Origin of the sequence: Gryllotalpicola protaetiae, from assembly GCF_003627055.1 — a bacterium.
Taxonomy (GTDB): domain Bacteria; phylum Actinomycetota; class Actinomycetes; order Actinomycetales; family Microbacteriaceae; genus Gryllotalpicola; species Gryllotalpicola protaetiae.
In genome coordinates this window covers 1,001,752-1,026,767 of sequence record NZ_CP032624.1, presented here as the reverse complement: position 1 = coordinate 1,026,767, position 25,016 = coordinate 1,001,752, and the positions used below count along the sequence as shown (strand labels likewise).

Annotated in this window: 30 protein-coding genes; 21 read left to right on the top strand and 9 right to left on the bottom strand. The window is 70.2% G+C overall.

Annotated elements, in window-relative coordinates; genetic code table 11:
- The first annotated feature begins 1 nt into the window (after position 1).
- The 10 genes from map to truA all read left to right on the top strand — a co-directional run bounded on the left by map (position 2) and on the right by truA (position 6,547).
- Positions 2-838: a type I methionyl aminopeptidase gene (gene map, locus D7I44_RS05140; protein WP_120788502.1), complete on the top strand. Its 837-nt coding sequence runs from the start codon at positions 2-4 to the stop codon at positions 836-838.
- A gap of 99 nt (positions 839-937) precedes the next feature.
- The gene (locus tag D7I44_RS05135; RefSeq protein ID WP_162940061.1) at positions 938-1,837 is read left to right on the top strand and encodes an aminodeoxychorismate lyase; all 900 of its coding nucleotides are present in this window, start codon (positions 938-940) and stop codon (positions 1,835-1,837) included.
- A 174-nt stretch (positions 1,838-2,011) separates the two neighbouring features.
- Entirely contained in the window at positions 2,012-2,233 is a 222-nt protein-coding gene (gene infA / locus D7I44_RS05130; RefSeq protein WP_021759551.1) for a translation initiation factor IF-1, read from the top strand.
- A gap of 69 nt (positions 2,234-2,302) precedes the next feature.
- Positions 2,303-2,419, top strand: coding sequence for a 50S ribosomal protein L36 (rpmJ, locus tag D7I44_RS05125; protein WP_120788500.1), 117 nt, complete (start codon positions 2,303-2,305; stop codon positions 2,417-2,419).
- Positions 2,420-2,565: 146 nt separating this feature from the next.
- Positions 2,566-2,946, top strand: a complete 381-nt coding sequence (gene rpsM / locus D7I44_RS05120; protein WP_120788499.1) for a 30S ribosomal protein S13 — start codon at positions 2,566-2,568, stop codon at positions 2,944-2,946.
- A 36-nt stretch (positions 2,947-2,982) separates the two neighbouring features.
- On the top strand, positions 2,983-3,381 hold the full coding sequence (gene rpsK, locus D7I44_RS05115) for a 30S ribosomal protein S11 (RefSeq protein WP_120788498.1): 399 nt from the start codon (positions 2,983-2,985) through the stop codon (positions 3,379-3,381).
- Between the two features lie 126 nt (positions 3,382-3,507).
- On the top strand, positions 3,508-4,494 hold the full coding sequence (locus D7I44_RS05110; protein WP_120788497.1) for a DNA-directed RNA polymerase subunit alpha: 987 nt from the start codon (positions 3,508-3,510) through the stop codon (positions 4,492-4,494).
- Between the two features lie 97 nt (positions 4,495-4,591).
- Positions 4,592-5,164: a 50S ribosomal protein L17 gene (gene rplQ, locus D7I44_RS05105; protein WP_120788496.1), complete on the top strand. Its 573-nt coding sequence runs from the start codon at positions 4,592-4,594 to the stop codon at positions 5,162-5,164.
- Between the two features lie 85 nt (positions 5,165-5,249).
- A complete protein-coding gene (locus D7I44_RS05100; protein ID WP_162940060.1) occupies positions 5,250-5,654 on the top strand; it encodes a YchJ family protein in 405 nt (134 codons plus the stop codon).
- A gap of 17 nt (positions 5,655-5,671) precedes the next feature.
- A complete protein-coding gene (gene truA / locus D7I44_RS05095; protein ID WP_120790804.1) occupies positions 5,672-6,547 on the top strand; it encodes a tRNA pseudouridine(38-40) synthase TruA in 876 nt (291 codons plus the stop codon).
- Here truA and D7I44_RS05090 read toward each other — a convergent pair.
- The 3 genes from D7I44_RS05090 to D7I44_RS05080 are packed head-to-tail and all read right to left on the bottom strand — an operon-like array spanning position 6,522 to position 9,450.
- Positions 6,522-7,820 carry a DUF6716 putative glycosyltransferase gene (locus tag D7I44_RS05090; RefSeq protein WP_120788494.1) on the bottom strand — a complete coding sequence of 433 codons (1,299 nt, stop codon included), beginning with the start codon at positions 7,818-7,820 and terminating at the stop codon, positions 6,522-6,524. The two genes, truA and D7I44_RS05090, sit on opposite strands and share 26 nt — an antisense overlap.
- A 5-nt stretch (positions 7,821-7,825) precedes the next feature.
- Entirely contained in the window at positions 7,826-8,698 is an 873-nt protein-coding gene (locus D7I44_RS05085) for an N-acetylneuraminate synthase family protein (RefSeq protein WP_120788493.1), read from the bottom strand.
- Positions 8,695-9,450: an acylneuraminate cytidylyltransferase family protein gene (locus D7I44_RS05080; protein WP_245980036.1), complete on the bottom strand. Its 756-nt coding sequence runs from the start codon at positions 9,448-9,450 to the stop codon at positions 8,695-8,697. The genes D7I44_RS05085 and D7I44_RS05080 overlap by 4 nt, the downstream gene beginning before the upstream one ends.
- 288 nt (positions 9,451-9,738) lie before the next feature.
- Between D7I44_RS05080 and rplM the strand changes: the two genes are divergently transcribed.
- Genes rplM through glmM form a run of 3 tightly spaced genes read left to right on the top strand, consistent with a single transcriptional unit; the run spans position 9,739 to position 12,098 of the window.
- On the top strand, positions 9,739-10,185 hold the full coding sequence (rplM, locus tag D7I44_RS05075; protein WP_120788492.1) for a 50S ribosomal protein L13: 447 nt from the start codon (positions 9,739-9,741) through the stop codon (positions 10,183-10,185).
- A 35-nt stretch (positions 10,186-10,220) separates the two neighbouring features.
- The gene (gene rpsI, locus D7I44_RS05070) at positions 10,221-10,706 is read left to right on the top strand and encodes a 30S ribosomal protein S9 (protein ID WP_120788491.1); all 486 of its coding nucleotides are present in this window, start codon (positions 10,221-10,223) and stop codon (positions 10,704-10,706) included.
- A 27-nt stretch (positions 10,707-10,733) separates the two neighbouring features.
- A complete protein-coding gene (gene glmM, locus D7I44_RS05065; protein WP_120788490.1) occupies positions 10,734-12,098 on the top strand; it encodes a phosphoglucosamine mutase in 1,365 nt (454 codons plus the stop codon).
- Between the two features lie 125 nt (positions 12,099-12,223).
- On the opposite strand, the gene D7I44_RS05060 is transcribed toward glmM, so the two are convergent.
- Positions 12,224-13,261 (bottom strand): GNAT family N-acetyltransferase, encoded by a 1,038-nt coding sequence (locus D7I44_RS05060; RefSeq protein WP_162940059.1) that lies wholly within the window; start codon positions 13,259-13,261, stop codon positions 12,224-12,226.
- 15 nt (positions 13,262-13,276) lie between these two features.
- A complete protein-coding gene (gene coaA / locus D7I44_RS05055) occupies positions 13,277-14,227 on the bottom strand; it encodes a type I pantothenate kinase (RefSeq protein ID WP_120788488.1) in 951 nt (316 codons plus the stop codon).
- A 143-nt stretch (positions 14,228-14,370) separates the two neighbouring features.
- Here coaA and glmS point away from each other — a divergent pair, with 143 nt between their 5' ends.
- Genes glmS through D7I44_RS05030 form a run of 5 tightly spaced genes read left to right on the top strand, consistent with a single transcriptional unit; the run spans position 14,371 to position 19,273 of the window.
- The gene (gene glmS / locus D7I44_RS05050; RefSeq protein ID WP_120788487.1) at positions 14,371-16,221 is read left to right on the top strand and encodes a glutamine--fructose-6-phosphate transaminase (isomerizing); all 1,851 of its coding nucleotides are present in this window, start codon (positions 14,371-14,373) and stop codon (positions 16,219-16,221) included.
- A gap of 13 nt (positions 16,222-16,234) precedes the next feature.
- Complete coding sequence (locus D7I44_RS05045; RefSeq protein ID WP_120788486.1) at positions 16,235-16,624, top strand: holo-ACP synthase; 390 nt, start codon at positions 16,235-16,237, stop codon at positions 16,622-16,624.
- Entirely contained in the window at positions 16,617-17,738 is a 1,122-nt protein-coding gene (alr, locus tag D7I44_RS05040) for an alanine racemase (RefSeq protein ID WP_120790802.1), read from the top strand. The genes D7I44_RS05045 and alr overlap by 8 nt, the downstream gene beginning before the upstream one ends.
- The gene (tsaE, locus tag D7I44_RS05035) at positions 17,731-18,219 is read left to right on the top strand and encodes a tRNA (adenosine(37)-N6)-threonylcarbamoyltransferase complex ATPase subunit type 1 TsaE (protein ID WP_120788485.1); all 489 of its coding nucleotides are present in this window, start codon (positions 17,731-17,733) and stop codon (positions 18,217-18,219) included. The genes alr and tsaE overlap by 8 nt, the downstream gene beginning before the upstream one ends.
- Positions 18,212-19,273, top strand: coding sequence for a DUF2891 family protein (locus D7I44_RS05030; protein ID WP_162940058.1), 1,062 nt, complete (start codon positions 18,212-18,214; stop codon positions 19,271-19,273). Before tsaE ends, D7I44_RS05030 begins: the two co-directional genes overlap by 8 nt.
- Before the next feature lie 19 nt (positions 19,274-19,292).
- Here D7I44_RS05030 and D7I44_RS05025 read toward each other — a convergent pair whose 3' ends face one another.
- The 4 genes from D7I44_RS05025 to D7I44_RS05010 all read right to left on the bottom strand — a co-directional run bounded on the left by D7I44_RS05025 (position 19,293) and on the right by D7I44_RS05010 (position 22,717).
- Positions 19,293-20,300 carry an STAS-like domain-containing protein gene (locus D7I44_RS05025; RefSeq protein WP_120788483.1) on the bottom strand — a complete coding sequence of 336 codons (1,008 nt, stop codon included), beginning with the start codon at positions 20,298-20,300 and terminating at the stop codon, positions 19,293-19,295.
- A 142-nt stretch (positions 20,301-20,442) separates the two neighbouring features.
- On the bottom strand, positions 20,443-21,327 hold the full coding sequence (locus tag D7I44_RS05020; protein ID WP_120788482.1) for a 5-oxoprolinase subunit C family protein: 885 nt from the start codon (positions 21,325-21,327) through the stop codon (positions 20,443-20,445).
- Positions 21,324-21,962, bottom strand: coding sequence for a 5-oxoprolinase subunit B family protein (locus D7I44_RS05015; RefSeq protein ID WP_120788481.1), 639 nt, complete (start codon positions 21,960-21,962; stop codon positions 21,324-21,326). The genes D7I44_RS05020 and D7I44_RS05015 overlap by 4 nt, the downstream gene beginning before the upstream one ends.
- Positions 21,959-22,717, bottom strand: coding sequence for a LamB/YcsF family protein (locus D7I44_RS05010; protein ID WP_120788480.1), 759 nt, complete (start codon positions 22,715-22,717; stop codon positions 21,959-21,961). The genes D7I44_RS05015 and D7I44_RS05010 overlap by 4 nt, the downstream gene beginning before the upstream one ends.
- A 109-nt stretch (positions 22,718-22,826) precedes the next feature.
- Between D7I44_RS05010 and tsaB the strand changes: the two genes are divergently transcribed.
- Genes tsaB through tsaD form a run of 3 tightly spaced genes read left to right on the top strand, consistent with a single transcriptional unit; the run spans position 22,827 to position 24,972 of the window.
- Complete coding sequence (gene tsaB, locus D7I44_RS05005; RefSeq protein WP_120788479.1) at positions 22,827-23,447, top strand: tRNA (adenosine(37)-N6)-threonylcarbamoyltransferase complex dimerization subunit type 1 TsaB; 621 nt, start codon at positions 22,827-22,829, stop codon at positions 23,445-23,447.
- Positions 23,444-23,908, top strand: a complete 465-nt coding sequence (gene rimI / locus D7I44_RS05000) for a ribosomal protein S18-alanine N-acetyltransferase (RefSeq protein WP_120788478.1) — start codon at positions 23,444-23,446, stop codon at positions 23,906-23,908. Before tsaB ends, rimI begins: the two co-directional genes overlap by 4 nt.
- Positions 23,905-24,972, top strand: coding sequence for a tRNA (adenosine(37)-N6)-threonylcarbamoyltransferase complex transferase subunit TsaD (gene tsaD / locus D7I44_RS04995; protein ID WP_120788477.1), 1,068 nt, complete (start codon positions 23,905-23,907; stop codon positions 24,970-24,972). Before rimI ends, tsaD begins: the two co-directional genes overlap by 4 nt.
- The last annotated feature ends 44 nt before the right edge of the window (positions 24,973-25,016 follow it).

The window sequence follows — 25,016 nt, the reverse complement described above, 5'->3', positions numbered from 1 at the left end:
AATGCGCTCGCTCCGCAAGTCCATCTACAAGTCGCCCGCGCAGTTGCGGCTCATGATCGAGCCCGGTCTCGCGACGGCGGCCAGCCTCGACGCGGTCGAGGCGATCGTCGCGCCCGGGGTCACGACCATCGAGCTCGACGCGGCCGCCGAGGGGGCCATCGAGGCGCGCGGTCTGAAGGCCAACTTCAAGCTCGAGCACGGTTACTTCCACACGATCTGCGCGTCGGTCAACGACGAGGTCGTGCACGGGGTGCCCGGCCCGCTCACGGTCGCAGCCGGTGACATCGTGTCCATCGACTCCGGTGCGATCTCGCCGCAGGGCTGGAACGGGGACGCTGCCCGCACCTTCGTGGTCGACGACCCGAGCAGCCCCGACAAGGTCGCCGCGCGGCGCGAGCTGAACCGCGTCACCGAGCAGTCGCTGTGGCGCGGCATCGCCCAGCTCTACTCGGCGAAGCACCTCAACGAGGTCGGAGCGGCGATCGAGGAGTACATCGAGTCGCAGGGCGACTACGGCATCCTCACCGACTACATCGGCCACGGTATCGGCCGTTCGATGCACGAGGACCCGCCCGTGTTCAACTACGCCGTGCGCCAGCGCGGGCCCGAGGTGCGCCCCGGCCTCGTCGTCGCGATCGAGCCGATGCTGACGCTCGGCAGCGCCGACACCTACGTGCGCGACGACGGCTGGACTGTCGTCACCGAAGACGGCTCGGCCGCCGCCCACTGGGAGCACAGCGTGGCCGTGCACAAGGACGGCATCTGGGTGCTCACCGCCGCAGACGGCGGCGCGGCAGGGCTCGCACAGTACGGCATCACCCCGACGCCGATCGCGTAGCCCGCGCTCGCCCGAGGGCTTCGCACGATCGGAAGGGACCTCTGGTGCCGAAACCCCTCACGAGCCTGCGAATCCCTCGCGCGCTCTAGGGTGGAGATCGTGCCAGCATCCGACCCCATCGTCTTCCTCGTCGACGTCGCCCCTGCGGGCGCGACGGAGCCGGCCGCCGGGTGGGAGTCCACCGTGCGCCGCGTGCGTGCCGACGAGCCGATCGTGCTCGGCACCGACCTCTCCGCGACGCGCGGCGACGGCGTGTTCGAGACGCTCGGCGTGCTCGAGGGGTGCCCGCAGGCCGTCGACGCGCACTTCTGGCGCCTCGCGAACTCGGCCGAGCTGCTCGAGCTGCCCGCGCCGAACCTGGAGCAGTGGCGGGTCGCGATGAGGGTCGCGGGCGACGCGCTGCCGACGGACAGGCAGGGCGGCATCAAGCTGGTGCTGTCGCGCGGTGTCGAGGGCGCTGGCCGCTCGACGGGCTGGCTGATCGCCACGGTCGCCGACGACGACTTCGCGAACCGCACGGAGGGCTGGAAGGTCGTCACGCTCGACCGCGGCTACCGGCACGACCTCTCGGAGCACGCGCCGTGGCTGCTGCCGGGGGCGAAGACGCTGTCGTACGCCGTGAACATGGCCACGCTGCGCGAGGCCGCACGCCGCGGAGCTGACAACGCGATCTACCTCTCGTCCGACGGCTTCGTGATGGAGGCGCCGCAGTCGAGCGTGCTGCTGCGCCGCGGCGACACCCTCATCACGCCGAAGACCGACATCGGCATCCTGCCGGGGACGACGCAGCTCAGTGTGTTCGCGATCGCCGCGCAGTGGGGGCTCGCGACGGAGGATCGGCTGGTCGAGGCATCCGAACTGCTCGATTCTGACGGTCTCTGGCTGCTATCGAGCGTGAAGCTCGCCACCCCGATCACCCAGGTGGACGGGAAGTCGATCACCGTCGATCGCGAGCTGAGCGACAAGCTCAACGCCGCTCTGCTGGCGCGCCGCGAATAGGCAACACGCCGGAAGGCATGTGAGCTTACGCCCGAACTCGCGTTAAGGGAACACTTCGGGTACGATTGATCTTTGGTGTCTTGCGCCCGTTTCAGGGTGCGCGTCGTGCAACGTACAAGGCATCACATCCCCCGCACGAACAGCGAATTCTTCACTTCTTAGCGACAGTAGGTTATGGCCAAAAAAGACGGCGTCATCGAGATCGAAGGATCTGTGGTCGAGGCTCTTCCCAACGCGATGTTCCGCGTTGAGCTGACGAACGGTCACAAGGTTCTTGCCCACATCAGCGGCAAGATGCGTCAGCACTACATCCGCATCCTCCCTGAGGACCGCGTGATCGTCGAGCTGAGCCCTTACGACCTGACCCGCGGCCGTATCGTCTACCGCTACAAGTAGGAAGTCGCTGCACAAGTAACGGCCCTGCCTTCCAGGCAGGCGCACGATGACAGCGAAGGAAACAACTCAATGAAGGTCAAGCCCTCAGTCAAGCGCATCTGCGAGCACTGCAAGATCATCCGCCGCAACGGTCGGGTCATGGTCATCTGCTCGTCGAACCCGCGCCACAAGCAGCGCCAGGGTTAGTCGCAAGCTTCGGAGCCGTAAGCATCCGTTCATAACTTCACACAGAACAGGCAGCGCCAGAACCGCTTCGGCGGGGACACCTCGGGTTGGAGGCCCGGGCACCGGCGCTGCTCCACACCTCCACTCATCTACAGGAGAAAGCCAACATGGCACGTCTTGCAGGCGTTGACATCCCGCGCGAGAAGCGCGTGGAGATCGCACTGACGTACATCTACGGTGTCGGTCGCACCCGGTCGCTTCAGACCCTCGCCGCCACCGGTATCTCGGGGGACATTCGGGTCAAGGACCTGACCGACGACCAGCTCGTCGCCCTCCGCGACTACATCGAGGGATCCTTCAAGGTCGAGGGTGACCTCCGCCGCGAGGTTCAGGCCGACATCCGTCGCAAGGTCGAGATCGGCTCCTACGAGGGTCTGCGCCACCGCCGTGGCCTCCCGGTGCGCGGGCAGCGCACCAAGACGAACGCTCGCACCCGTAAGGGCCCGAAGCGCACCGTCGCCGGCAAGAAGAAGGCCGGCCGCAAGTAATCGCGGGCCCACGGATTCCAGGAGAGATAGACACAAATGGCTGCACCTAAGACGGCTGCGCGCAAGCCGCGCCGCAAGGAGAAGAAGAACATCGCTGTGGGCCAGGCCCACATCAAGAGCACGTTCAACAACACGATCGTGTCGATCACCGACACGACCGGTGCTGTGATCAGCTGGGCCTCCGCCGGCGGCGTGGGCTTCAAGGGCTCGCGCAAGTCGACCCCGTACGCCGCGCAGACGGCCGCGGAGTCGGCAGCCCGCCAGGCGCAGGAGCACGGCATGAAGAAGGTCGACGTCTTCGTGAAGGGCCCCGGCTCGGGCCGCGAGACCGCGATCCGCTCGCTTCAGGCCGCAGGCCTCGAGGTGGGCAGCATCACCGACGTGACGCCGCAGGCTCACAACGGCGCCCGCCCGCCGAAGCGTCGTCGCGTCTAACCAGGACACTGTCGCGGTGCGGATGCCTCGGCTGAGGCATCCGCACCCCGAACTGCTTTTTCAATAACTCAAAAATCCACTCTCGCAAGGGTCATATAGCGGACCCTTAGCCGAAAGGAATCAACAGTGCTCATTGCACAGCGTCCTACTCTGACCGAAGAGTCGATCTCGGAGTTCCGCTCGCGGTTCGTCATCGAGCCGCTGGAGCCGGGCTTCGGCTACACCCTCGGCAACTCGCTCCGCCGCACGCTGCTCTCGTCCATCCCGGGCGCCGCGGTCACGAGCATCCGCATCGACGGCGTGCTGCACGAGTTCAGCACGGTGCCCGGCGTGAAAGAGGATGTCACCGAGGTCATCCTGAACATCAAGGGCCTGGTCGTCTCGAGCGAGCACGACGAGCCCATCACCGCCTACCTGCGCAAGCAGGGCGCCGGCGAGGTCACGGCCGCTGACATCTCCGCCCCGGCGGGTGTCGAGATCCACAACCCCGAGCTCGTCATCGCGACGCTCAACGACAAGGCCAAGCTCGAGATCGAGCTGACGATCGAGCGCGGCCGCGGCTACGTCTCTGCGCAGCAGAACCGCAGCGAGTTCAGCGAGGCCGGTCAGATCCCGGTCGACTCGATCTACTCGCCGGTGCTCAAGGTCACCTACCGCGTCGAGGCCACCCGTGCCGGCGAGCGCACCGACTTCGACCGCCTCGTCGTCGATGTCGAGACGAAGCCGGCGATCAGCCCCCGCGACGCGATCGCCTCGGCCGGCCGCACCCTGGTCGAGCTGTTCGGCCTCGCCCGCGAGCTGAACAACCAGGCAGAGGGCATCGAGATCGGCCCCGCGCCGGTCGACGCGGTCCTCAGCTCCGAGCTGTCCATGCCGATCGAGGACCTCGACCTGTCGGTCCGCTCGTACAACTGCCTCAAGCGCGAGGGCATCAACACCGTCAGCGAGCTGGTCTCCCTTTCTGAGACGCAGCTCATGAACATCCGCAACTTCGGCCAGAAGTCGGTGGATGAGGTCAAGGAGAAGCTGACGGAGATGGGCCTGTCCCTCAAGGACTCGGTTCCCGGGTTCGACGGGGCCCACTTCTACAGCGGCTTCGAGGACGAGAACTAAGTTCTCGCCCGTCGACCACCAACCTTTCCTGCGGCCTAGCCAAGCTGCGAAGCCCGCGCCGCCGAAGCGGCGGCGCTAAGTAAGACGGAGAACCACAATGCCCAAGCCCACGAAGGGCCCCCGCCTCGGAGGCGGCCCCGCCCACGAGCGCCTGCTCCTCGCGAACCTGGCGGCCAGCCTGTTCACGCACAAGTCGATCCAGACGACCGAGACCAAGGCCAAGCGCCTTCGTCCGGTCGCCGAGCGCCTGATCACCTTCGCGAAGCGCGGCGACCTGCACTCCCGCCGCCGCGTCCTTGCCGTCATCAAGGACAAGTCGGTCGTGCACGAGCTGTTCACGCAGATCGCCCCGCTCGTCGCCGACCGCGAGGGCGGCTACACCCGCATCGTCAAGACCGGCTTCCGTAAGGGTGACAACGCGCCCCTCGCGGTGATCGAGCTCGTACTCGAGCCCGTCACGCCGAAGGCGAAGAAGGCCAAGCCGGCCGCCGCCCCCGTCGTGGAGGAGTCCGTCGAGGAGCCCGCCGCCGAGGAGACCGAGGTCGCCGAGACCGCGGCCGCCGAGGACGCCGAGGTTGCTGAGGCTCCCGTCGAGGAGACCGCTGAGGTCACCGATGAGGCCGAGGCCGTCGCCGAGGAGACTCCGGCAGCCGAGGAGAAGGCCGAGTAGCACCGGCTCCGACGTCACGTCGTTCAGAACGCCCCGCGCTCGCACGAGCCGCGGGGCGTTCTCTATCGCACCGCGACGAAGCAGAATGGGTGATGTGACGGATGCCGGAACCCGCTGTCCGTGCGGAAGCGGGCTGAGCTACGGGGAATGCTGCGGCCCCATCCACGTCGGCGCCCGGCGAGCGGCTACCGCCGAGCAGCTGATGCGCAGCCGCTACTGCGCCTTCGCACTCGGGGACACGGCGTACGTGCTGTCCTCGTGGCATCCGTCGACCAGGCCCACGTCTCTCGACACGGAGCCGGACGTCGTGTGGCGCCGCCTCGACGTGCTGCGGAGCGCGGGCGGCGGCCCGTTCGACACGACGGGCACCGTCGAGTTCCGCGCGAGATGGCGGCAGGGCGACGATCGCGGCGTGCTGCACGAGCGCAGTCGCTTCGAGCGCGCGGCCGGCGCGTGGCTCTATGTCGACGGCGAGCTGCTGCCCGACTGATCGATACCATGGGCGGGATGTCCGAGCCAGCACCCACCACCCGGATCCGGCTCCACGTCGCCTACGACGGCACCGACTTCAGCGGATGGGCGCGGCAGCCGGGGCTGCGCACCGTGCAGGGCGTGCTCGAAGAGGCCCTGGACAAGCTGTTGCGCCGCACCCCTCCGACCCCCGCGCTCGTGGTGGCGGGGCGCACGGATGCCGGCGTGCACGCGGCCGACCAGGTGGTGCACCTCGACCTCGACCACGAGCAGGTGAACGCGTTGCGGCACGTGCGACTTCCGGACGGACACCCGGCGGATGCCGGCGCAGCACTCGCTTACCGCTTGAACGGCATCCTCGGCGCGAGCGCCGACGTCGTGGTCACGCGCGGCGGTATCGCGCCGGAGGGGTTCGACGCCCGTTTCTCTGCGGTGTGGCGACGCTACGAGTACCGCGTGGGCGACCGACCAGAGACCCGTGACCCCGCGCAGCGGCATCGGACCGTGTGGTGGCCGGCCGCCCTCGACGCCGATGCGATGCAGTCGGCCGCGCAGGGCCTCATCGGTCTGCACGACTTCGCCGCGTACTGCAAGCCGCGTGAGGGCGCCACGACGATCCGCACGCTGCAGCGATTCGACTGGCGGCGCGACGGGGCCGGCGTGCTGGTGGCCGCACTGCAGGCCGACGCGTTCTGCCACAGCATGGTCAGGGCGCTCGTGGGCGGCTGCGTCGCTGTGGGGGAGGGGCGGCTCGAAGCATCCGATCTCGCCCTGATCCTCGACGTGGGCGCACGCACCAGCGCCTTCAAGGTGATGCCGGCGAAGGGGCTCACACTCATCGAGGTCGGCTACCCGGCCGACGGAGAGCTCGCGGCTCGCGCCGCGGCTACCCGCGCGCGACGGGAGCTGTGACGTCCTCGTCGTTCTCGGCGCGCGCGTCGATGACCGGCGCCGCGGCCGCCCGGGAGCGCATCGATGCGAGCGCCCGGCGGGCGGACAGCACGGGGTAGCCGACCGTTGCAGCGAGGTAGCCGAGCGGCGTGTGGTCGTAAGACCCGAAGGCGCGCTTGCGGTCCCACGCGCGGCGCAGCGCGCCGCCGCGGCTGCGACGCTTCGCGGGGCGAGCGGGCAGGATGCCTGCGTCGCGCAGCTCGGCAGCCGCCGCGAGCTGCGTCTGCCAGTCGTTGTCCGACGCGGCATGGAAGTAGTTGTCATGCCGCCAGCGCGGGTCGACCTGGCGGAAGCGCGCGGCGACCAGATCGCGCGACGGCCCGAGCAGCCCGCTGCCGACGAACACCTCGTTGATGAGGTCGCCGCTCACGCCGAAGTCGGTGAGCACGAGGCTCGGCACATCGGCGGCGATGGCCTCGATCGCCGCGGTCGAGCTCACCGTGACGAAGCCGACCGCGCGCGCGAGGTGCGCGAGCATCGACCCGCCCTCGACGACGAGGTTGCTCGGCGCGTCCGGCGGCACGAGCTCTGCATACGGGTGCCGCTCCCGGTGCGTCTGGCGCTCGCCGGCCTGGGCGCGCACCTTGATGACGACACGCAGATCCGGGTGGGTGCGCGCCGCCTGAACGAGCCAGCCGACCACCGCGCGCCGTTCGGCGATCGCGTGCGGAACGCCGGGTTGCGCCGCGAACACGATGCTGTCGCGCTCCCCGGTCCACTCCGGCACCGCCTCACGCTGCTCGAGGAACGGCAGCGTCGCGAGCACGAAGTTGTGCGCAATGCCGCGGCGCGTCGAGAGCTCCTGGTATTCGCGGATCTCCCGGTGGCTGTGCAGCACGAACAGGTCGGCCTGCGCCCGCCGGAACAGCCCCTTGTACTTCGCGGGCGTCGAGATGCCCGGAAGTCCCGTCATGATCACCGGGCGCGGCTTCACCCGCTGGGTGATCTCGGTGATGACGGCCTCCGCGACCGCACCGCTCGTCGAGACGAAGACGGCGTCGTGCCCCTCGAGGCTCAGGCGGTCGACGATCTGCTGCAGAGAGGCGCGCGGCGCGGCATCCGGCCGGAACCCGGTGCCGGCGAGCGCGAACGCGAGTTGCGCGTCACTCGCGGCCAGTCTGGAGGCGACCGTCACGAGCTCGACGGCCCACTCCGGACCGAGCTGGGCGAGCAGCGAGGCGCCCCACTTCGCGTACGAGTCGGAGTCGATGACGCCGAGGATGCGGCGGGGCAATGCGGTCAGGCCCCGACGCGGCGCAGCTTGGCCTTGGGGGCCTCTTCACCCGGGAACACGCGCTTCACCCCGTCGCCCATGGCCTGCTCGATGATACGGATGTCGCGCACGAGGTTCTGCAGGCCGTGCGGCTCGAGCGACGCGGCGTGGTCGGAGCCCCACATGGTGCGGTCGAGCGTGATGTGGCGCTCGACGGCGACGGCGCCCAGCGCGACGGCCGCGATCGAGATCTGCAGGCCGGGCTCGTGCCCCGAGTAGCCCACCGGGATGCCCGCGTAGCGCTCGTCGAGCGAGCCGATCATGCGCAGGTTCGCCTCTTCGGCGGGCAGCGGGTAGGTCGAGGTGGCGTGCAGCAGCACGAGCTTGTCGCGGTCGAAGCGCGCGACGGCCGCGTCGATCTCCTCCAGCGTCGACATGCCGGTGGACAGGATGACGGGCTTGCCGGTCGCCGCCATCGCGTCGAGCAGTTCGAGATCGGTGACGGATGCCGACGCGACCTTGTACGCGCAGACGTTCAGGTCCTCGAGGAAATCGACCGACGGCACGTCCCACGGGGACGCGAACCAGTCGAGGCCCCGCAGGGTGGCGTGGTCGCCGATCTCGATGTACTGCTCGCGAGAGAACTCGACCCGGTAGCGGTACTCGAGGTACGTCATGTCGCCCCACGGCGTCGAGCGCGGCGTGTTCTTCATGTGCTCGGGCGTGGAGATCTCGGGCGTGCGCTTCTGGAACTTGACGGCCTGGGCCCCGGCATCCGCCGCCACGTCGATGAGCTGCTTGGCGATCTCGACGTCGCCGTTGTGATTGAGCCCGATCTCTCCGATGACGTAGACGGGCTGATTCTCGCCGATGGCGTGTTCGCCGATGTGAACGGTCATGATTGGCCTTTCGTGGTGACGGCGGCTGCCACGGTCTCGTGGCCGGCCTCCTGATGGGCCAGCGCGTCTGCGAGAGCGAGCTGGTCGGGGGTGTCGATCTCGAGCGAGTGGCGCTCGTCCGTGACGGCGATGCCGATGCGGCCGAAGAACCGGAATCCCGCCTCGCGGAACCCGGCGACACGCATCACGTAGAAGGCGCCGGTCTCGACGTACTGCGGCTCGCGGTCCTGCCGGCGCGGCCGGAAGGACGCGTCATGGTTGATGGCCTGTGCCCCGGCATCCGTCATGCGCCACAGGAAGGCGTGCGACTCGGCTGCCGACAGCACCACGTCGCTCTCGTCGGTGAGGATGCGGGTGATCGCGAAGTCGAGGTCCTCCGGTGCGATGAACGGGCTGGTCGCCTGGATGAACACGAGCACGTCGGCGCGGATGCCGCGCTCGTCGAGCTCGTCGAGCGCGTGCAGCAGCGCAGACTCGCTCGTCGCGGTGTCGCTCGCGAGCCGCGCGGGGCGGTCGATGACCTCGGCGCCCGCGTGGTGGGCGGCCGCAGCGATCGCCTCGCCATCGGTCGAGACGGCGACGACGTCGATCAGCTTCGCCGCGCGGGCGGAGGCGACGGCGCGCGCGATGAGCGGGACGCCGCCCACCGTCTGCACGTTCTTGTCGGGCACCCCGCGAGAGCCCGCGCGCGCGGGAATCACGGCGACCACGGTCTGGCCGGCTCGCTCTGAGGGCTCGCTAGGGCGGTGCATCCCGTCACGGTAGATCGGGGCAACTCGCCCTTGGTGAACGACGGTGGTGCTGCGCAGTAGCCGGAAGGTGAACAATCGGGTGCGCGAATGCTGTGCGGATACCGCGCGCGGGCGCCGCTCGGTTTGCCGGTCAGAGCCCCGTCCGGTAAGCTTTCCCTTTGGTGCCGTGTGCCTGCGCACGCACCCGAAGTTGAGCCCTCCACCTGTGGCGTTCGGTTCCATCGGAACCCAATGCCCGAAGGAGCGGGATTCACGACCATCCAACTCCGACAGAAAGCAGTTACTACTGTGACGCGCACCTACACCCCCAAGGCCGGCGAGATCCAGCGCGACTGGGTCGTCATCGACGCCACCGACGTTGTGCTCGGCCGCCTGGCCAGCCACGCCGCCGCCATCCTCCGCGGCAAGAACAAGCCGACGTTCGCCCCCCACATGGACACGGGCGACTTCGTCATCATCATCAACGCCGACAAGGTCGCTCTGACCGGCCAGAAGGCCCTGCAGAAGAAGGCGTACCGCCACTCCGGCTACCCGGGCGGCCTCAAGGCCGTCGGCTACGCCGAGCTCCTCGAGAAGAACCCCGTGCGCGCCGTCGAGAAGGCGATCCGCGGCATGCTGCCGAAGAACTCCCTCGGCCGCCAGCAGCTGGGCAAGCTCAAGGTCTACACGGGTGACGTCCACCCGCACGCGGCCCAGCAGCCCAAGCCGTACAACTTCACGCAGGTCGCTCAGTAAGCGCCGGATCTCAAAGACTTTAAGGACTGAATCAAGTGGCAAAGATCGCTGACCAGATCGACGAGGCTCCCGAGAGCTTCACGACCGAGACCCCGGCCGCGGAGGCCCCCGTCGCCGCGCGTCCCGTGCTGAACGTTCCGGGTGCCGCGGTGGGCCGCCGCAAGGAGGCCATCGCCCGCGTCCGCCTCATCCCCGGTGCAGGCACCATCACGGTCAACGGCCGTGAGTTCGCGGACTACTTCCCCAACAAGCTGCACCAGCAGCTGATCACCGACCCGTTCAAGGTGCTCGAGCTCGTCGGCTCGTACGACGTCATCGCGCGCATCACCGGCGGCGGCCCCTCGGGCCAGGCGGGCGCCCTGCGCCTCGCCATCGCCCGCGCGCTGAACGAGATCGACCGCGAGAACAACCGCGCCGCCCTGAAGAAGGCCGGCTTCCTCACGCGCGACGCGCGCGTGACCGAGCGCAAGAAGGCCGGTCTCAAGAAGGCCCGCAAGGCCTCGCAGTTCTCGAAGCGCTAAGCGCTCGAGACGCGTAGGCGCCCTGCAATGCCCCGCCTGTTCGGAACGGACGGCGTTCGCGGTCTCGCGAACGGTGACGTGCTCACGGCCGAGTTGGCCCTGAACGTCGCGCAGGCGGCAGCGATCGTGCTGGGCACCGGCCGTGAGGCCGATGCCCGGCGCGCCGCAGGCAAACGCCCCACCGCGGTGGTCGCTCGCGACCCCCGCGTCTCCGGTGAGTTCCTCATCGCGGCCGTCGCGGCCGGGTTGGCCTCATCCGGTGTCGACGTGCTCGACGCCGGCGTGATCCCGACCCCCGCGGCGGCCTTTCTCATCGCCGACATCGGCGCCGACTTCGGTGTGATGATCTCGGCGTCGCACAACCCTGCCCCGGACAACGGCATCAAGATCTTCGCGCGCGGCGGGACCAAACTGCCCGACATCGTCGAGGACCGCATCGAGGCGGCGATCTCGCAGCCCAAGTGGACACCCACCGGTGGCGATGTCGGACGCATCCGTCGTTTCGCCGACGCCGAAGACCGCTATGTCGTGCACCTCATGGAGTCGCTGCCGCACCGCCTCGACGGCATCCACGTCGTCCTCGACGCGGCGAACGGCGCTGCGGCCGGCCCCTCGCCGGAGGCGTTCGCGCTCGCCGGGGCCAAGGTCACCGTGATCGGCGCCGACCCCGACGGGCTCAACATCAACGACGGCGTCGGCTCGACGCACATCGACAACCTCAAGCGCGCCGTGCGCGAGGCGGGCGCCGACGTCGGCATCGCGCACGACGGCGACGCCGACCGCTGCCTCGCCGTCGACGCCGACGGCAACGAGGTCTCCGGCGACCAGATCATGGCGATCCTCGCCCTGTCGCTGAAGGCCCGCGGCAAGCTCGTGAAGGACACGCTCGTCGCGACGGTGATGAGCAACCTCGGGCTGCACCGCTGCATGGCCGCCAACGGCATCGAGGTCGTGACGACGGCGGTGGGTGACCGCTACGTGCTCGAGAAGATCAACGAAGAGGGCTATTCGATCGGCGGCGAGCAGTCCGGTCACGTCATCCTCTCCGAGTTCGCGACCACCGGCGACGGTGCGCTCACGGGTCTCACGCTGGTCGCAGAGATGGCGCGCACCGGCAAGAGCCTCGCCGAGCTGGCGTCCGTCATGACCGTGTTCCCGCAGGAGCTCGTGAACGTGCGCGGTGTCGACCGCGAGGGCCTCGCGGGCAACGCCGTGATCGCGGCCGCTGTTGCCGAGGTCGAAGCAGAGCTCGGCGAGACCGGGCGCGTGGTGCTCCGGCCCAGTGGGACCGAGCCCATGATCCGCGTGATGGTCGAGGCAGCCGACGACGAGGCCGCGCTCGCCTACGCGCACCGGCTCGCCGATGTCGTGAAGGCCGAGCTGGCTCGGTAACCCGACTGGTCAGCGACTGAGGCTGTGCCTGTTGCTGCTCGGTAACTGTGGCTGTGCCTGTTGCTGCTCAGTAACTGAGGCTGTGCCTGTTGCTGCTCAGTAACTGAGGCTGCGTCTATCGCTGCTCAGTAACTGAGCACGAGCGCGACCTGGCGGCCGCCTGTGGCCTGGAAGCCGAGTGACTCGTAGAGCCCGACCGCGCCGGTCGGGTTCTCGACGTCGACGTCGAGGACGACCTTCTCGAGGCCGGCCTGCTGCGACGCCGTGAGCACGTTCGCCAGCAGCGCGGCGGCGACGCCGTGCCCGCGCCACTCGCGCCGCGTGCCGACGAGGTTGACATACGAGCTCGAGTAGCCCTGCCGTTCGAAGTCGTGCGCGAACACGCTCGTCAGGGCGTAGCCGGCCACCGTCGTCGCATCGTCAGCCGGCAGCGCGAGGAAGCTCAGATCGGCGCGGTAGAACTCGTCCGTCACCATCTCGTTCCACATCTCCTCAGATGCGGGCTGCGAGCCCCAGTGGTCGCGGAAGGCGGAGCGATGGGCGTCCAGGGCGGCCAGAGACAGCGCAGAGTCCCACGGGACGAGTCGCACCGCGGCATCAGTCTCGCGCTTCGCAATCGGGGTGGCGAGGTCTCGTGCCAGGGTCGCGGAATAGCGCGCCGGGCGGAAGCCGAGCAGCTCGGCGAGCTTCACGCCCGTGACGTTGTCCGTCGACTGCCAGATCAGGATCCAGCCGGGCAGGCCGAGGTCGGATGCTGCGAGCTGCTGCTGCGCCCGGCCGCGCTGCCACTGCAGCAGCTGGCGGCCGATGCCGCGGCCACGCACGTCGGGGTGGATCGCTCCCTCGAGCACGACGCGCACGAACGTCTCGGGGTTCGGGCCCATGACGTTGAGGCCGTAGGCGACGATCGCGCCGGAATCCGTCACCGCCGCCATCGAATCGCTGGCGAGATCGATGCTCTCGCGCCTGAGCCGGTCGCGCAGCTCGGCCTCCGGCACGGTCCATTCGGGGTGGTCGATGGCGTCGGCGACGCTGTGCAGGCCGGCGAGCGCCGTCGCGTCGTCGGGCACCAGCGGGCGCCAGACGGCGATGTCGGGGTGGATCGGCGCCGCCAGCCGGTGCGGCGCCTCGACGCGCTCGCGTAGGGGACTCAATTCAGTCACGAGTCCAGCTTGGCATCAGAGCTTCCGCAGCAGCACGGATGACACCTTGTGCTCCGCGCTCTTGCGCAGCACCAGCTTCGCCCGGCTGCGCGTCGGCCGCACGTTCTCGATCAGGTTCGGCTCGTTGATCGACTTCCAGATCTCGTGGGCGATCGCGACCGCCTGGTCCTTCGTGAGGCCCGCGTATCTGTGGAAGTATGACTGCGGGTTCGCGAACGCGCCCTCCTGCAGCTTGAGGAATCGTTCGATGTACCAGTTCTCGATCGATCGCGTCGACGCGTCGACGTAGACCGAGAAGTCGAACAGGTCGCTCACGACGATGCCGTTGGAGTCGCCCGCCTGCAGCACGTTGAGGCCCTCGACGATGAGGATGTCGGGCTGGCGCACGATGATCTGGGCATCCGGCACGATGTCATAGCTGAGGTGCGAGTAGAAGGGCGCGCGCACCTCGGGCACGCCGGATTTCACGTCGGTGACGAAGCGCAGCAGGGCCCGGCGGTCGTAGGACTCTGGGAAGCCCTTGCGCCCCATCAGGCCGCGCCGCTCGAGCTCGGCGTTGGGGTACAGGAATCCGTCGGTCGTGATCAGCTCGACCCGCGGCGTGTTCTCCCACCTGCTCAGCAGCTCGCGCAGCAGGCGCGACACCGTCGACTTGCCGACGGCCACCGAGCCGGCGACGCCGATGATGAACGGCGTGCGCGCAGCGCGCTCGCCGAGGAAGTCGCTGGTCGCGCGGTGCAGATGCTGGGTGCCGGCCGCATAGAGGTTGAGCAGGCGCGAGAGCGGCAGGTACACCTCGGCGACCTCCCGCATGTCGAGCACGTCGCCGAGGCCACGCAGCTGCACGATCTCGGTCTCGGAGAGCGGCTGCGGGGTGCTGCGGGCGAGCTCCGACCAATCGGCCCTGTCGAGTTCCACGAACGGCGTCAGCGCACCGGTGGCGGTCGCGGCGCCGCGGTCAGTCATGCGCTCGAGCTTAGGCGGCGGCACGCATGCGCGGGTGAAACGACGCTGGCGCGGGGAAAGCTGCCCCCGCGGACACGTCGTTTCACCCGCGCACGCGGGGGTGCGAGGGAGGCGGCCAGGCACGTCCTCATAGACTGTCCGGCATGTGTGGAATCGTCGGATACGTCGGCACGCGCGACTCGGTCGGCGTTCTTCTCGGCGGCCTCAAGCGGCTCGAGTACCGCGGGTACGATTCCGCGGGCGTCGCCGTGATCGGCGGCGACGGCGAGCTGCGCACCGCCAAGAAGGCCGGCAAGCTCAGCGCTCTGCAGGAGGAGCTGGCGCAGCATCCGCTCGCATCCGGAACCACGGGAATCGGCCACACCCGCTGGGCGACCCATGGCGGCCCGACCGACGAGAACGCGCACCCGCACCTCGGCGACGACGGGAAGCTCGCGCTCATCCACAACGGCATCATCGAGAACTTCGCCGAGCTCAAAGCAGAGCTCCTGGCCCAGGGCGTCGAGTTCGATTCCGAGACCGACACCGAGGTGGTCGCCAAGCTGCTCGGCGTCGAGTACGCGCGCAGCCGCGATCTGCGAGCCTCCTTCCGCGCGGTGCTCGCGCGTCTGCACGGCGCCTTCACGCTGCTCGCCGTGCATGAGGACGAGCCGGGCGTTGTGGTCGCGGCGCGGCGCAACTCCCCGCTCGTGATCGGCCTCGGCGACGGCGAGAACTTCCTCGGCAGCGACGTCGCCGCCTTCATCGAGTACACCCGTCGTGCGGTCGCGATCGGTCAGGACGAGATGGTCGCCATCACGCCCGATTCCGTCGCCGTCACCGATTTCGCGGGCACCCCCGTGCCGTTCGAGCCGTTCGAGGTGCAGTGGGACGCCTCGGCCGCCGAGAAGGGCGGCTGGTCGAGCTTCATGCTGAAGGAGATCACCGAGGAGCCGGAGGCGGTGGCGAACACCCTGCGCGAGCGCATCCACGAGGGCGACGTGTTCGTGCCGGAGCTCGCCGCCCTCGGCGACGAGGTGCTGCGCGACGCCGACCGCATCATCGTGGTGGCCGCGGGCACCGCGTCGTACGCGGGCCTGGTCGGAACCTACGCGATCGAGGCGTGGGCGCGCGTGCCCGTCGATGTGCAGCTGGCGCACGAGTTCCGCTACCGTGACCCGATCGTCGGCCCCAACACGCTCGTCGTCTCGATCAGCCAGTCGGGCGAGACGATGGACACCCTGATGGCGGTCAAGTACGCACGCGAGCTCGGCGCGCGCACGATCTCGATCTGCAACACGCAGGGTGCGACGATTCCGCGCGAGTCGGATGCCGCGCTGTACACCCACGCAGGGCCCGAGGTCGCTGTCGCGTCGACCAAGGCGTTCGTCGCGCAGATCACCGCGCTGTACCTTCTCGGCCTTCACCTCGCGCGCGTCAAGGGCACGCTGAGCGAGGTGGAGCGCCGCGCGATGCTCGACGAGCTCGTGGCCGTGCCCGAGAAGATCCGCTTCGCGATCGGCGAGCACGAGCGCGTCGCCGAGCTCGCCCATTGGATGGGCGGCACGTCGGCCGTGCTGTTCCTCGGACGCCACGTCGGCTACCCGATCGCGCTCGAGGGTGCGCTCAAGCTCAAGGAGCTGGCCTACATCCACGCGGAGGGCTTCGCGGCCGGCGAACTGAAGCACGGCCCGATCGCCCTGATCGAGCCGGGCCTGCCGGTGTTCGTGCTCGTGCCGAGCCCGCGCCACTCGGAAGAGATGCACCGCAAGGTGATCTCGAACATCCAGGAGATCCGGGCGCGCGGCGCGCGGGTCATCGCGATCGCCGAGCAGGCGGATGCCGCGGTGCTGCCGTTCGCCGACGAGGTGATCGCGCTTCCGCTGGCCGGCAAGTTCTTCGAGCCGCTCATCGCGGTCGTGCCGCTGCAGCTGTTCGCCCTGGAGCTCGCGACCGCGAAGGGCCTCGACGTCGACCAGCCGCGCAACCTCGCGAAGTCGGTCACGGTCGAGTAGCAGTGATGCGGCGATGATCACGGGGATCGGGGTGGACGTCGTGGGGCTCGACCGGTTCGCGGCGAAGCTCGAGGCGACTCCGCGGCTGCGCGAGCGTCTGTTCGCCGAGAGCGAACGCGCCTTGCCGGTGCACTCGCTCGCGGCGCGGTTCGCCGCGAAAGAGGCGCTGATCAAGGCTCTCGGCCGCTCAGACGGCATCGTCTGGACCGACATCGAGGTGGTCCCCGACGAGCACGGCGACCCGGGGTTCCGGCTGCACGGCGGCGTCGCCGAGGTGGTCGCCTCGCACGGCGTCAGCCGGCTGCACCTGTCGCTCACTCATGACGGCGGCGTGGCCGCGGCGTTCGTCGTGGCCGAGGGCGACGGCCCGGCCGGTGCCGGGGGAGGGCCTGCGGATGCCTGACGTCGGCGGCTTCCGCGAGGCGGTCGTCGACCTCGCGGCGATCACCACGAACGTGCGTGCGCTGCGCGAGCTGCTCGGCACCGAGCACTTCATCGCCGTCGTGAAAGCGAACGGCTACGGCCACGGCGCGGTCCAGGTCGCGGGCGCCGCGCTCGCGGGCGGTGCCGACTGGCTCGGTGTGGCCACGGTCGACGAGGCGCTCGAGCTGCGCGAGGCCGGCATCGACGCCCCGGTCGTCGCCTGGTTGCACGACCCCGATGAGAGCTTCGACGCGGCCGTCGCGGCCGGGGTGTCGATCGGCGTCTCGACGATCCAGCAGCTGCGAGCGGTCGCCGCGGCCGCCTGGCGGGTGGCACGGCAGGCATCCGTTCAGTTCAAGCTCGACACCGGGCTGTCGCGCAACGGGCTGCCGCGCGCGGACTGGGACGAGGCATTCGCACTCGCAGACGAGCTCGAGCGCGCCGGCGCGCTGCACACCGCGGGCATCTTCACGCACCTGTCGAACGCGACCCTGCAGGACGACGTGGACTGCCTGGACCTGTTCGACGACGGCCTCGCCGGTGCACGCGCGGCGGGGCTCACGCCGGAGCTCGTGCACGCCGCGGCGTCCGCCGCAGCACTTCGTCAGCCGGACGCGCGCTACAACTGCGTGCGCGTCGGGCTCGCGCTCTACGGGCTCGCGCCGTCGCAGCGCGCAGCGGACGCGCGCGCCCTCGGGCTGCGGCCGGCCATGACGGTGCGGGGGCGCGTCGCGCACGTGAAGCGTGTGCCGGTCGGCACCCCAGTGTCGTACGACTACACCTATCGCACCGAGCGCGACACGACGCTCGCGCTCGTTCCGCTCGGCTATGGCGACGGGATTCCGCGCGCGGCCTCGAACCGCGGCACGGTGTGGATCGGCGGTGCGGTGCACCGCATCGCGGGCCGCGTCGCCATGGACCAGTTCGTCGTCGACGTGGGCGACACCGACGTCGCCATCGGCGACCAGGTGGTGCTGTTCGGCGACGGGGCAGAGGGCTACCCGACCGCCGAGGACTGGGCAGAGGCATCCGGCACCATCAACTGGGAGATCGTGACCCGCGTCGCCGGGCGCACGACGCGGCGCTATGTCTAGCCGCGTCGTCGCGGGCACCGACGAGATGGAGGCGCTCGGCCGCGAGCTCGGGGCGCAGCTGCGCGCGGGGGACCTCGTCGTGCTGACCGGCCCGCTCGGGGCGGGCAAGACGACGCTGACACGCGGCATCGGCGAGGCGCTGGGTGTGCGCGGGCCGATCACCTCGCCCACCTTTGTGCTGGCACGCACGCACCCGGCGCTCGGCGGCGGGCCCGACCTGGTGCACGTGGACGCATACCGCTTGGGGAATGCGCTGGAGCTCGACGACCTCGACATCGATTACGACACGTCGGTCGTCGTCGCCGAGTGGGGGCACGGCCTCATCGAGTCGGAGTCGTCATCGGGGTCGTGGCTCGAGGTCGTGATCGCGCGACCGGAGGGGGCGGGCGACGACTTCGACCCGTCGGATGCCCCCGAGGAGCCCCGCACCGTCACGATCACCGGCTTCGGGCCGCGCTGGAAGGACGCTTTCGATGAGTGAAGCCGCGGCGCTGCGCACCGCCTTCGCCGACCGCTTCGCGGCCGTCGCCCTCGACAACTTCGCGCAGGCGTACCCGTACGCGGCGCACCACACCACCGCCGGTCCCGACGATCGGGCGCTGCCCGTCGAGCTGCACCCCGCCTTCGCCTCGTCGTACGACTGGCACTCGAGTGTGCACATGCACTGGCTCGCGACCCGGCTGCTCGAGACCGGGGTGACATTCCCGCTCGCCGACCGGCTCGGGACGGCGCTCGCCGCGAACCTCCGCGCAGAGAACCTGGCCGTCGAGGCCGAGTACCTGCGCCGGCATCCGCTCTATGAACGGCCGTACGGCTGGGGGTGGGCCCTCGCGCTCGCCGCGTCCGTCGCGAACTCGCGCGTGCCGGTGATCGCGACGCTGGCGCCGGGGTTCGAGCCGCTTGCCGCCGTGCTGTTCGACCACATGCTCGCCTGGGTCGCGACGGCGCCGGAGCCCGTGCGGCACGGGGTGCACGGCAATTCGGCGTTCGCCTTGCGGCACGCCCTGCTCGCGGCCCGCGCCCTTGGGCGCGCCGACGTCGAGGATGCGGTGACGGATGCCGCGCAGCGGTGGTTCCTGCGGGACGCCGGTTGGCCGTTCGCGTGGGAGCGCAGCGGGCAGGACTTTCTCTCTCCCGGCTTCGTCGAGGCCGAGCTGATGGCCGCCGTGCTCGGCGCCGACCGGTTCACCGAGTGGGGGACGGCGTTCTTCGCGGAGCTGACGGAGACATCGACAGTGCTCGCGCCCGCGTCGGTGCTCGACGCGCACGACGGGCAGCAGGTGCACCTCTTCGGGCTCGGGCTGTCGACATCGGCGGCGGCGTCGCGGGTGGCGGTCACGTTGCGGTCGAACGGCACCGGCGGTGAGCTCGGGCTCGGCAACAAGGGGCGGGTGGCCCAGCTGATCGAGCTGCTCGAGGATGCTGCGCCTCGACTCCTGCCCGCGGGACTCGAGGCGGCCGTGTCGGATGAGTTCATGTCGTCGCACTGGCTCGCGACCTTCGCCTGGGACGCGCTCGAGGCGCTGCCCGGCTGAGCGGCGGAAGCCCGCCCAGCTACGTGACGGGTGGTCTCGCCACGCGCCGGGCCATGAACTCCACCGCTTCATTCATGTTCATGGGGGTCACCCTGACCTCGGGATGCTGCGACGGCCACACGCGCAGCACTTCATCGATGAAGCCCTGCCCGACGTCCTCGACGCCGGCGAAGTCGAGGTCGATCTCTCTGAAGACATCCATTCCGTCGAGGAGGCGGCGTGCTTCGGAGCGTGAGACGAAACTCACCCCGGCACCGAAGAGCTTGACGGTCGGAGTGCTTCTCGCGAACGCCCCGTCTTCGTCCGTGTACTGGTCGAACACCTGGCGCAGGGTTCGTGTGGGGGTCGCTGAGACGGTGGCGGTGACGGCCGTGCCTACGGCGGTCGAAGTGTCCACGCCGAGTGCGAAGTCGCCTCGTGTGTTGTCGAACGTGAGACGCAGGCCGTTCGCTGCAATGCGGAGTGTGTCCACGGCCTTTGAAGTGAAGAAGATCCCCTCCCCGCTGTGTCGCTCGCTCATGGTGGTCCTCTTGCCCTTGGTGAGCTCGGCGGCCGCGTCGAGTTCCGTGGCCAGGCCGAGGCCGTCGCGCACGTGGGCGAAGATCCCCTCGCCGTCGTCGGCGATGGTGAAATCGATCGCGTCGGAAGAGCGCCATACCTGGATGTCCGCCGACGTTCCGCCGCTGTGATCGATCGCATTGTTCAGCATCTCTGTGAAGGCGTAGGCCGCGATGCGCCCGCCCTCGGTCTTCGGATCGATGCCGAGCTCGGATGCCACGGCCGCCCAGACCACGTCCTCGCGCAGGCCGTCGAGCTTTTCTGCGCGACGCCAGTCGGGGCTCGCTGCGGGTGGGGTCTCTGCCGTGGCTGATCGCCCGAGTGCTGCTCGCACGGCATCCGGATCGAACAGCCGGTGGCCGCCTTCGGTCCGGTGCGACGGAATCGCACCCGCGTCGGCGAGGCGCCGGAGCGTCTTGATCGGAAGGCCCAGCCCGGCACTGAGCTCGCCGATGCGAATCGCGGCCAACCGAATCTCCCTTCGCGGGAAGATTCAGAAGCGTCCCGCGGGGAGATTATTACTCGTGAATCGGCCATAATCTACCCAACTGGGTAGAATTTCGTGGTATTCGGCGGTTGAATCTTCCCGACTCGGGGAGTTTTGCACCGCTTCAGCGCACGCGAAATCGCACCCACTGACCCGGCGTGAGCTGGGCGGCGCGGTCGATCGACGCGGCGGTCAGCACCGCGATCACGGGGTAGCCGCCGGTGATCGGGTGATCGGCCAGGAAGACGATCGGATGCCCGCCCGCGGGCACCTGCAGCGAGCCGAGCGCCAGCGGCTCGCTCGGAAGCTCGTCTGTGATCGCGCGCTCGAGCGGCGCGGCGCCCTCGAGGCGCACGCCGATGCGGTCGGAAACGGGACTCACGCTGAAGGTCGCTGTGCGCAGCGCGCGGACGGCGTCGGGCGTGAACCAGTCGTCGCGCGGGCCGAGGAGCGCATCGAGCACCACGCCGGCCGGCGGCTCGCCGACGCCCCAGGGCGGGGCGACGGCGTCGACGACCGGATCGCCGGCGGTCGCGGCGCCGACCGGGAGCACGTCGCCGACCGCGAGGGGTGCGGGGCCGATCGCCGCGAGGGTGTCGTACGAGCGGCTGCCGAGCACCTGGGGCACGTCGACGCCGCCGCGCGCGGCGACGTAGGTGCGCAGCCCGGCCGTCGGGGCGCCAAGGTGCAGCTCATCGCCGTCGGCGAGCTCGATGAGCTCGTACATGGCGGCGTGGTGCATGCGGCCGGACGCCGTGGTCACCGTGATCGGGCAGTAGGCGCCGGCCGCGGCGACCTCCACGGCTCCTCGCGCACGCACCGCCAGGCCGCCGAAGAGCACCTCGACCAGCGCGGCGTCCGGCGCGTTCGCGACGAGGCGGGTGGCGAGGGCCGCCGACGACCGGTCGGCGAAGCCCGAGGCGCCGACGCCCTGATCGAGGAATCCGAATCGTCCGCGGTCCTGCACCGTTGCGAGCAGGCCCACCGCCGTCACCTCGAGCGCGCTCACCGGCCGACCTCAGCCGCGTTCACCCGCGTGAAGCGCACCGCCGCGCCGACGGGGACGGCAGCGGGCGGGGTGCGCGCGAGGTCCCACATCGGCAGCTCGGTGCGTCCGATCAGCCGCCAGCCGCCGGGCGACTCGCGCGGGTACACGCCGCTGAACTCGCCGGCGAGGCCGACCGCGCCCGCCGGAACGCGCGTTCGCGGCGCCGCGAGTCGGGGCACGTCGAGCGACGCCCCGTCGCTCACGAGGTAGGCGAAGCCCGGTGCGAAGCCGCCGAAGGCGCACACCCAGGTGCGGCCGGTGTGCGCGGCGATCAGCTCATCGGGCGTGATGCCCAGCAGCGCGGCGGTGTCGTCGAGATCCTCGCCGTCGTACACGACCGGGATCTCGATCGGCGGGGCCTCGCGCACGCCGAGCCCCGCGCCGGGTTCGAGCGCCGCGACAGCCGCCTCGACCGCTGCGCGGTTCGTGACCTTCTGATCGAAATGCAGCATCAGGGTGCGCGCTCCGCTCGCGGCATCCGTCACTCCTGGAATCGGCGAGCCCTCAAGGGCCGCACGTGCGGCGACCGCGTCGGCGAGCGTCGGGAACTCGACGAGCACGTCGCGCTCGCCCGCGCGCAGGAAGCGCTGGGTCACACGAAGGCCCGGAGCTCGACGCCCGCTGTCGCGAGCCGGTGTCGCACCCGCGCAGCGATCGAGGCCGCACCCGGGGTGTCACCGTGCACGCACACCGAGCGCGCGTCGATCTCGATGTCGGTGCCGTCGATCGCGGTCACCAGGCCCTCGGTCGCGATGCGCACGACGCGCGCCGCGATCTCGTCGACGTCGTGCAGCACGCTGCCCGGCTGCGAGCGCGGCACCAGCGTGCCGTCTGGCTGGAACGCGCGGTCGGCGTACGTCTCGCTGACGGGCACGAGCCGATGATCGGATGCCGCGCGCAACAGCTGCGAGCCCGGCAGCGCCAGCACGGCGAGCCCCTGGTCGACGGCGGCGACCGCGGCGGCGACCGCGTCGGCCTGGGCGGCGTCGCGCACGGCGACGTTGTAGAGGGCCCCGTGCGGCTTGACGTAGCCGACGCGGGCTCCTGCGGCGTGCGCAGCGGCCTGCAGCGCGCCGAGCTGGTAGACGACATCGGCGAACAGCTCATCGGGCGTCGTCGGCACGGGCCGCCGGCCGAAGCCGCGCAGATCGGGGTAGGCGACGTGCGCACCGATGGCGACCTCGCGCTCGGCGGCGAGGCGGCACGTCGCGAGCATGATCTGCGGGTCGCCGGCGTGGAAGCCGCAGGCGACGTTCGCGCTCGTGACGACATCGAGCAGGGCGACGTCATCGCCCATGACCCACGCGCCGAACCCTTCGCCGAGGTCGCAGTTGAGGTCGATCACCGCCATGGACTCACCGTAGCGAGCCGGGTGGGCGCGCAGGCGGAAACCGGCGACTGCATGTTCACCCGGCGCCGACCGCCGGAGGCGACGGCGCGCGCCCCGATAATCTGGAGGCATGCTTCTCGCGATCGACACCTCGGCCGGAACCTCGGTCGCGGTGGTCGACTACGACAGGGGCGTCCTGGCTGAGGCATCCGACCCGGGCACCCGCGGCCACGCAGAGCGCATCGGCCGCCTGATCGCCGACGCGCTGGCGGAATCGGGCGTCGCGCCCGCCGAACTGAGCGCCGTCGCCGCGGGAATGGGCCCCGGCCCGTTCACGGGCCTGCGCGTCGGCATCGTCGCCGCGCGCGCCTTCGCGCTCGCCGCCGGGAAGCCCGTCGTGAACCTCGTGAGCCACGACGCGATCGCATTCGGCGCCTACCGCGACGGTGAGCGCGGCCCGCTGCTCGTCGTGACCGATGCGCGCCGCCGCGAGGTCTACTGGTCGTACTACGACGGCGCTGACGAGGCCGGGCTGCCGCTGCGCGCCGACGGTCCGGCGCTCGCAGGACTCGACGAGCTGCCGCTCGTGCGTGCGGCGCGGCTCGACGCCGACCATGTGTCGGCGGCGGCGCTCGGCCTGCTCGCCGAGCACACCTGGAAGAACGGGCGCCCGTTCGCGAGCGACCAGGCCCTTTACCTGCGCTCGCCCGACGTGACCCCGTCGGCCGGCCCGAAGCGGGTGACGGGGTGACGGATTCCTTCAGCATCCGCCGCGCCGCCATCGCCGACCTCGACGCGCTCGTCGCGCTCGAGTCCGTGATCTTCGCGAGTGACGCGTGGCCCGAGCAGCTGTGGCGCTCGGAGCTCGAGAGCCCGCACACCTTCTATCTGTTGGCGACACGGCCGGACGCCCCGGCCGAGGTCGTCGGCTACGCGGGCCTGCTCTCGCTGCCCGGCGGCCTCGACGGCGACGTGCAGACGATCGGGCTCGCCGACGAGGCGCGCGGCTACGGGCTCGGCCGTGAGCTGATGCGCCTGCTGCACCTCGAGGCCGAACGGCGCGGAGTGCGCGAGATGTTTCTCGACGTGCGCGTCGACAACCCTGTCGCGCAGTCGCTCTATCGGTCGTTCGGCTATGAGGAGATCGGCATTCGCAAGGGGTACTACCAGCCGGACAACGTGGACGCCCTGGTGATGAGAGCCGCCCTATGAACCGCACAGAGCCCCTCGTGCTCGGCATCGAGACGAGCTGCGACGAGACCGGCATCGGCATCGTGCGCGGCACGCGACTGCTCAGCAACACGATCGCGAGCAGCATGGAGGAGCACGCCCGCTACGGCGGCGTCGTGCCCGAGGTGGCGGCACGCGCGCATCTCGAGGCGATGACGCCCGCGATCGAGGCGGCGTTGGCCGAGGCATCCGTGCGCCCGGACGACCTCGACGCGATCGCCGTGACGAGCGGTCCTGGTCTCGCCGGCGCGCTGATGGTCGGCGTGGGGGCGGCGAAGGCGTTCGCCGTCGCGGCGGGCAAACCGCTCTACGCGGTGAACCATCTCGTCGGCCACGTCGGCGCCGACGTGCTCGACGCGGCGGGAGGCCCCGGCCACCCCGTCGAGGTGCCGACGATCGCGCTGCTCGTGAGCGGCGGCCACACGAGCCTGCTGCACGTGCGCGATCTGGTCAGCGACGTCGAGCTGCTCGGCGAGACCATCGACGACGCGGCGGGCGAGGCGTTCGACAAGGTGGCGCGCATCCTCGGCCTGCCGTACCCCGGCGGCCCGCAGATCGACCGCGCGGCGGCGGGCGGCGACCCGAACGCGATCCGGTTCCCGCGCGGGCTGTCGCTGCCGAAGGACCTCGTGAAGCACCGCTACGACTTCTCCTTCTCCGGACTCAAGACCGCGGTGGCACGGTGGGTGGAGCAGCGAACGGATGCCGGAGAGCCGGTTCCCACGTCCGACGTCGCCGCCGGCTTCCGCGAGGCCGTCGTCGATGTGCTCGTCACGAAGGCGATCGCCGCCTGCCGCGACCGCGACGTTCCCCGCCTGCTGCTCGGCGGCGGCGTGGTGGCGAACGCGCGGCTGCGCGACGTCGCCGCCGAGCGCTGCGCGGCCGCGGGGATCGAGTTGCGCATCCCCGCGCTGTCGCTCTGCACCGACAACGGCGCCATGATCGCGGCGCTCGCGGCGCAGCTGATCATGGCGGGTCACGAGCCGTCGACGCTCGACTTCGGCGCCGACTCGACGCTGCCGGTCACAGACATCCAGGTGCGTTGACAGTGCCTTAAGCCACTGGGACCATGGGCGTACAGCGGGCATTC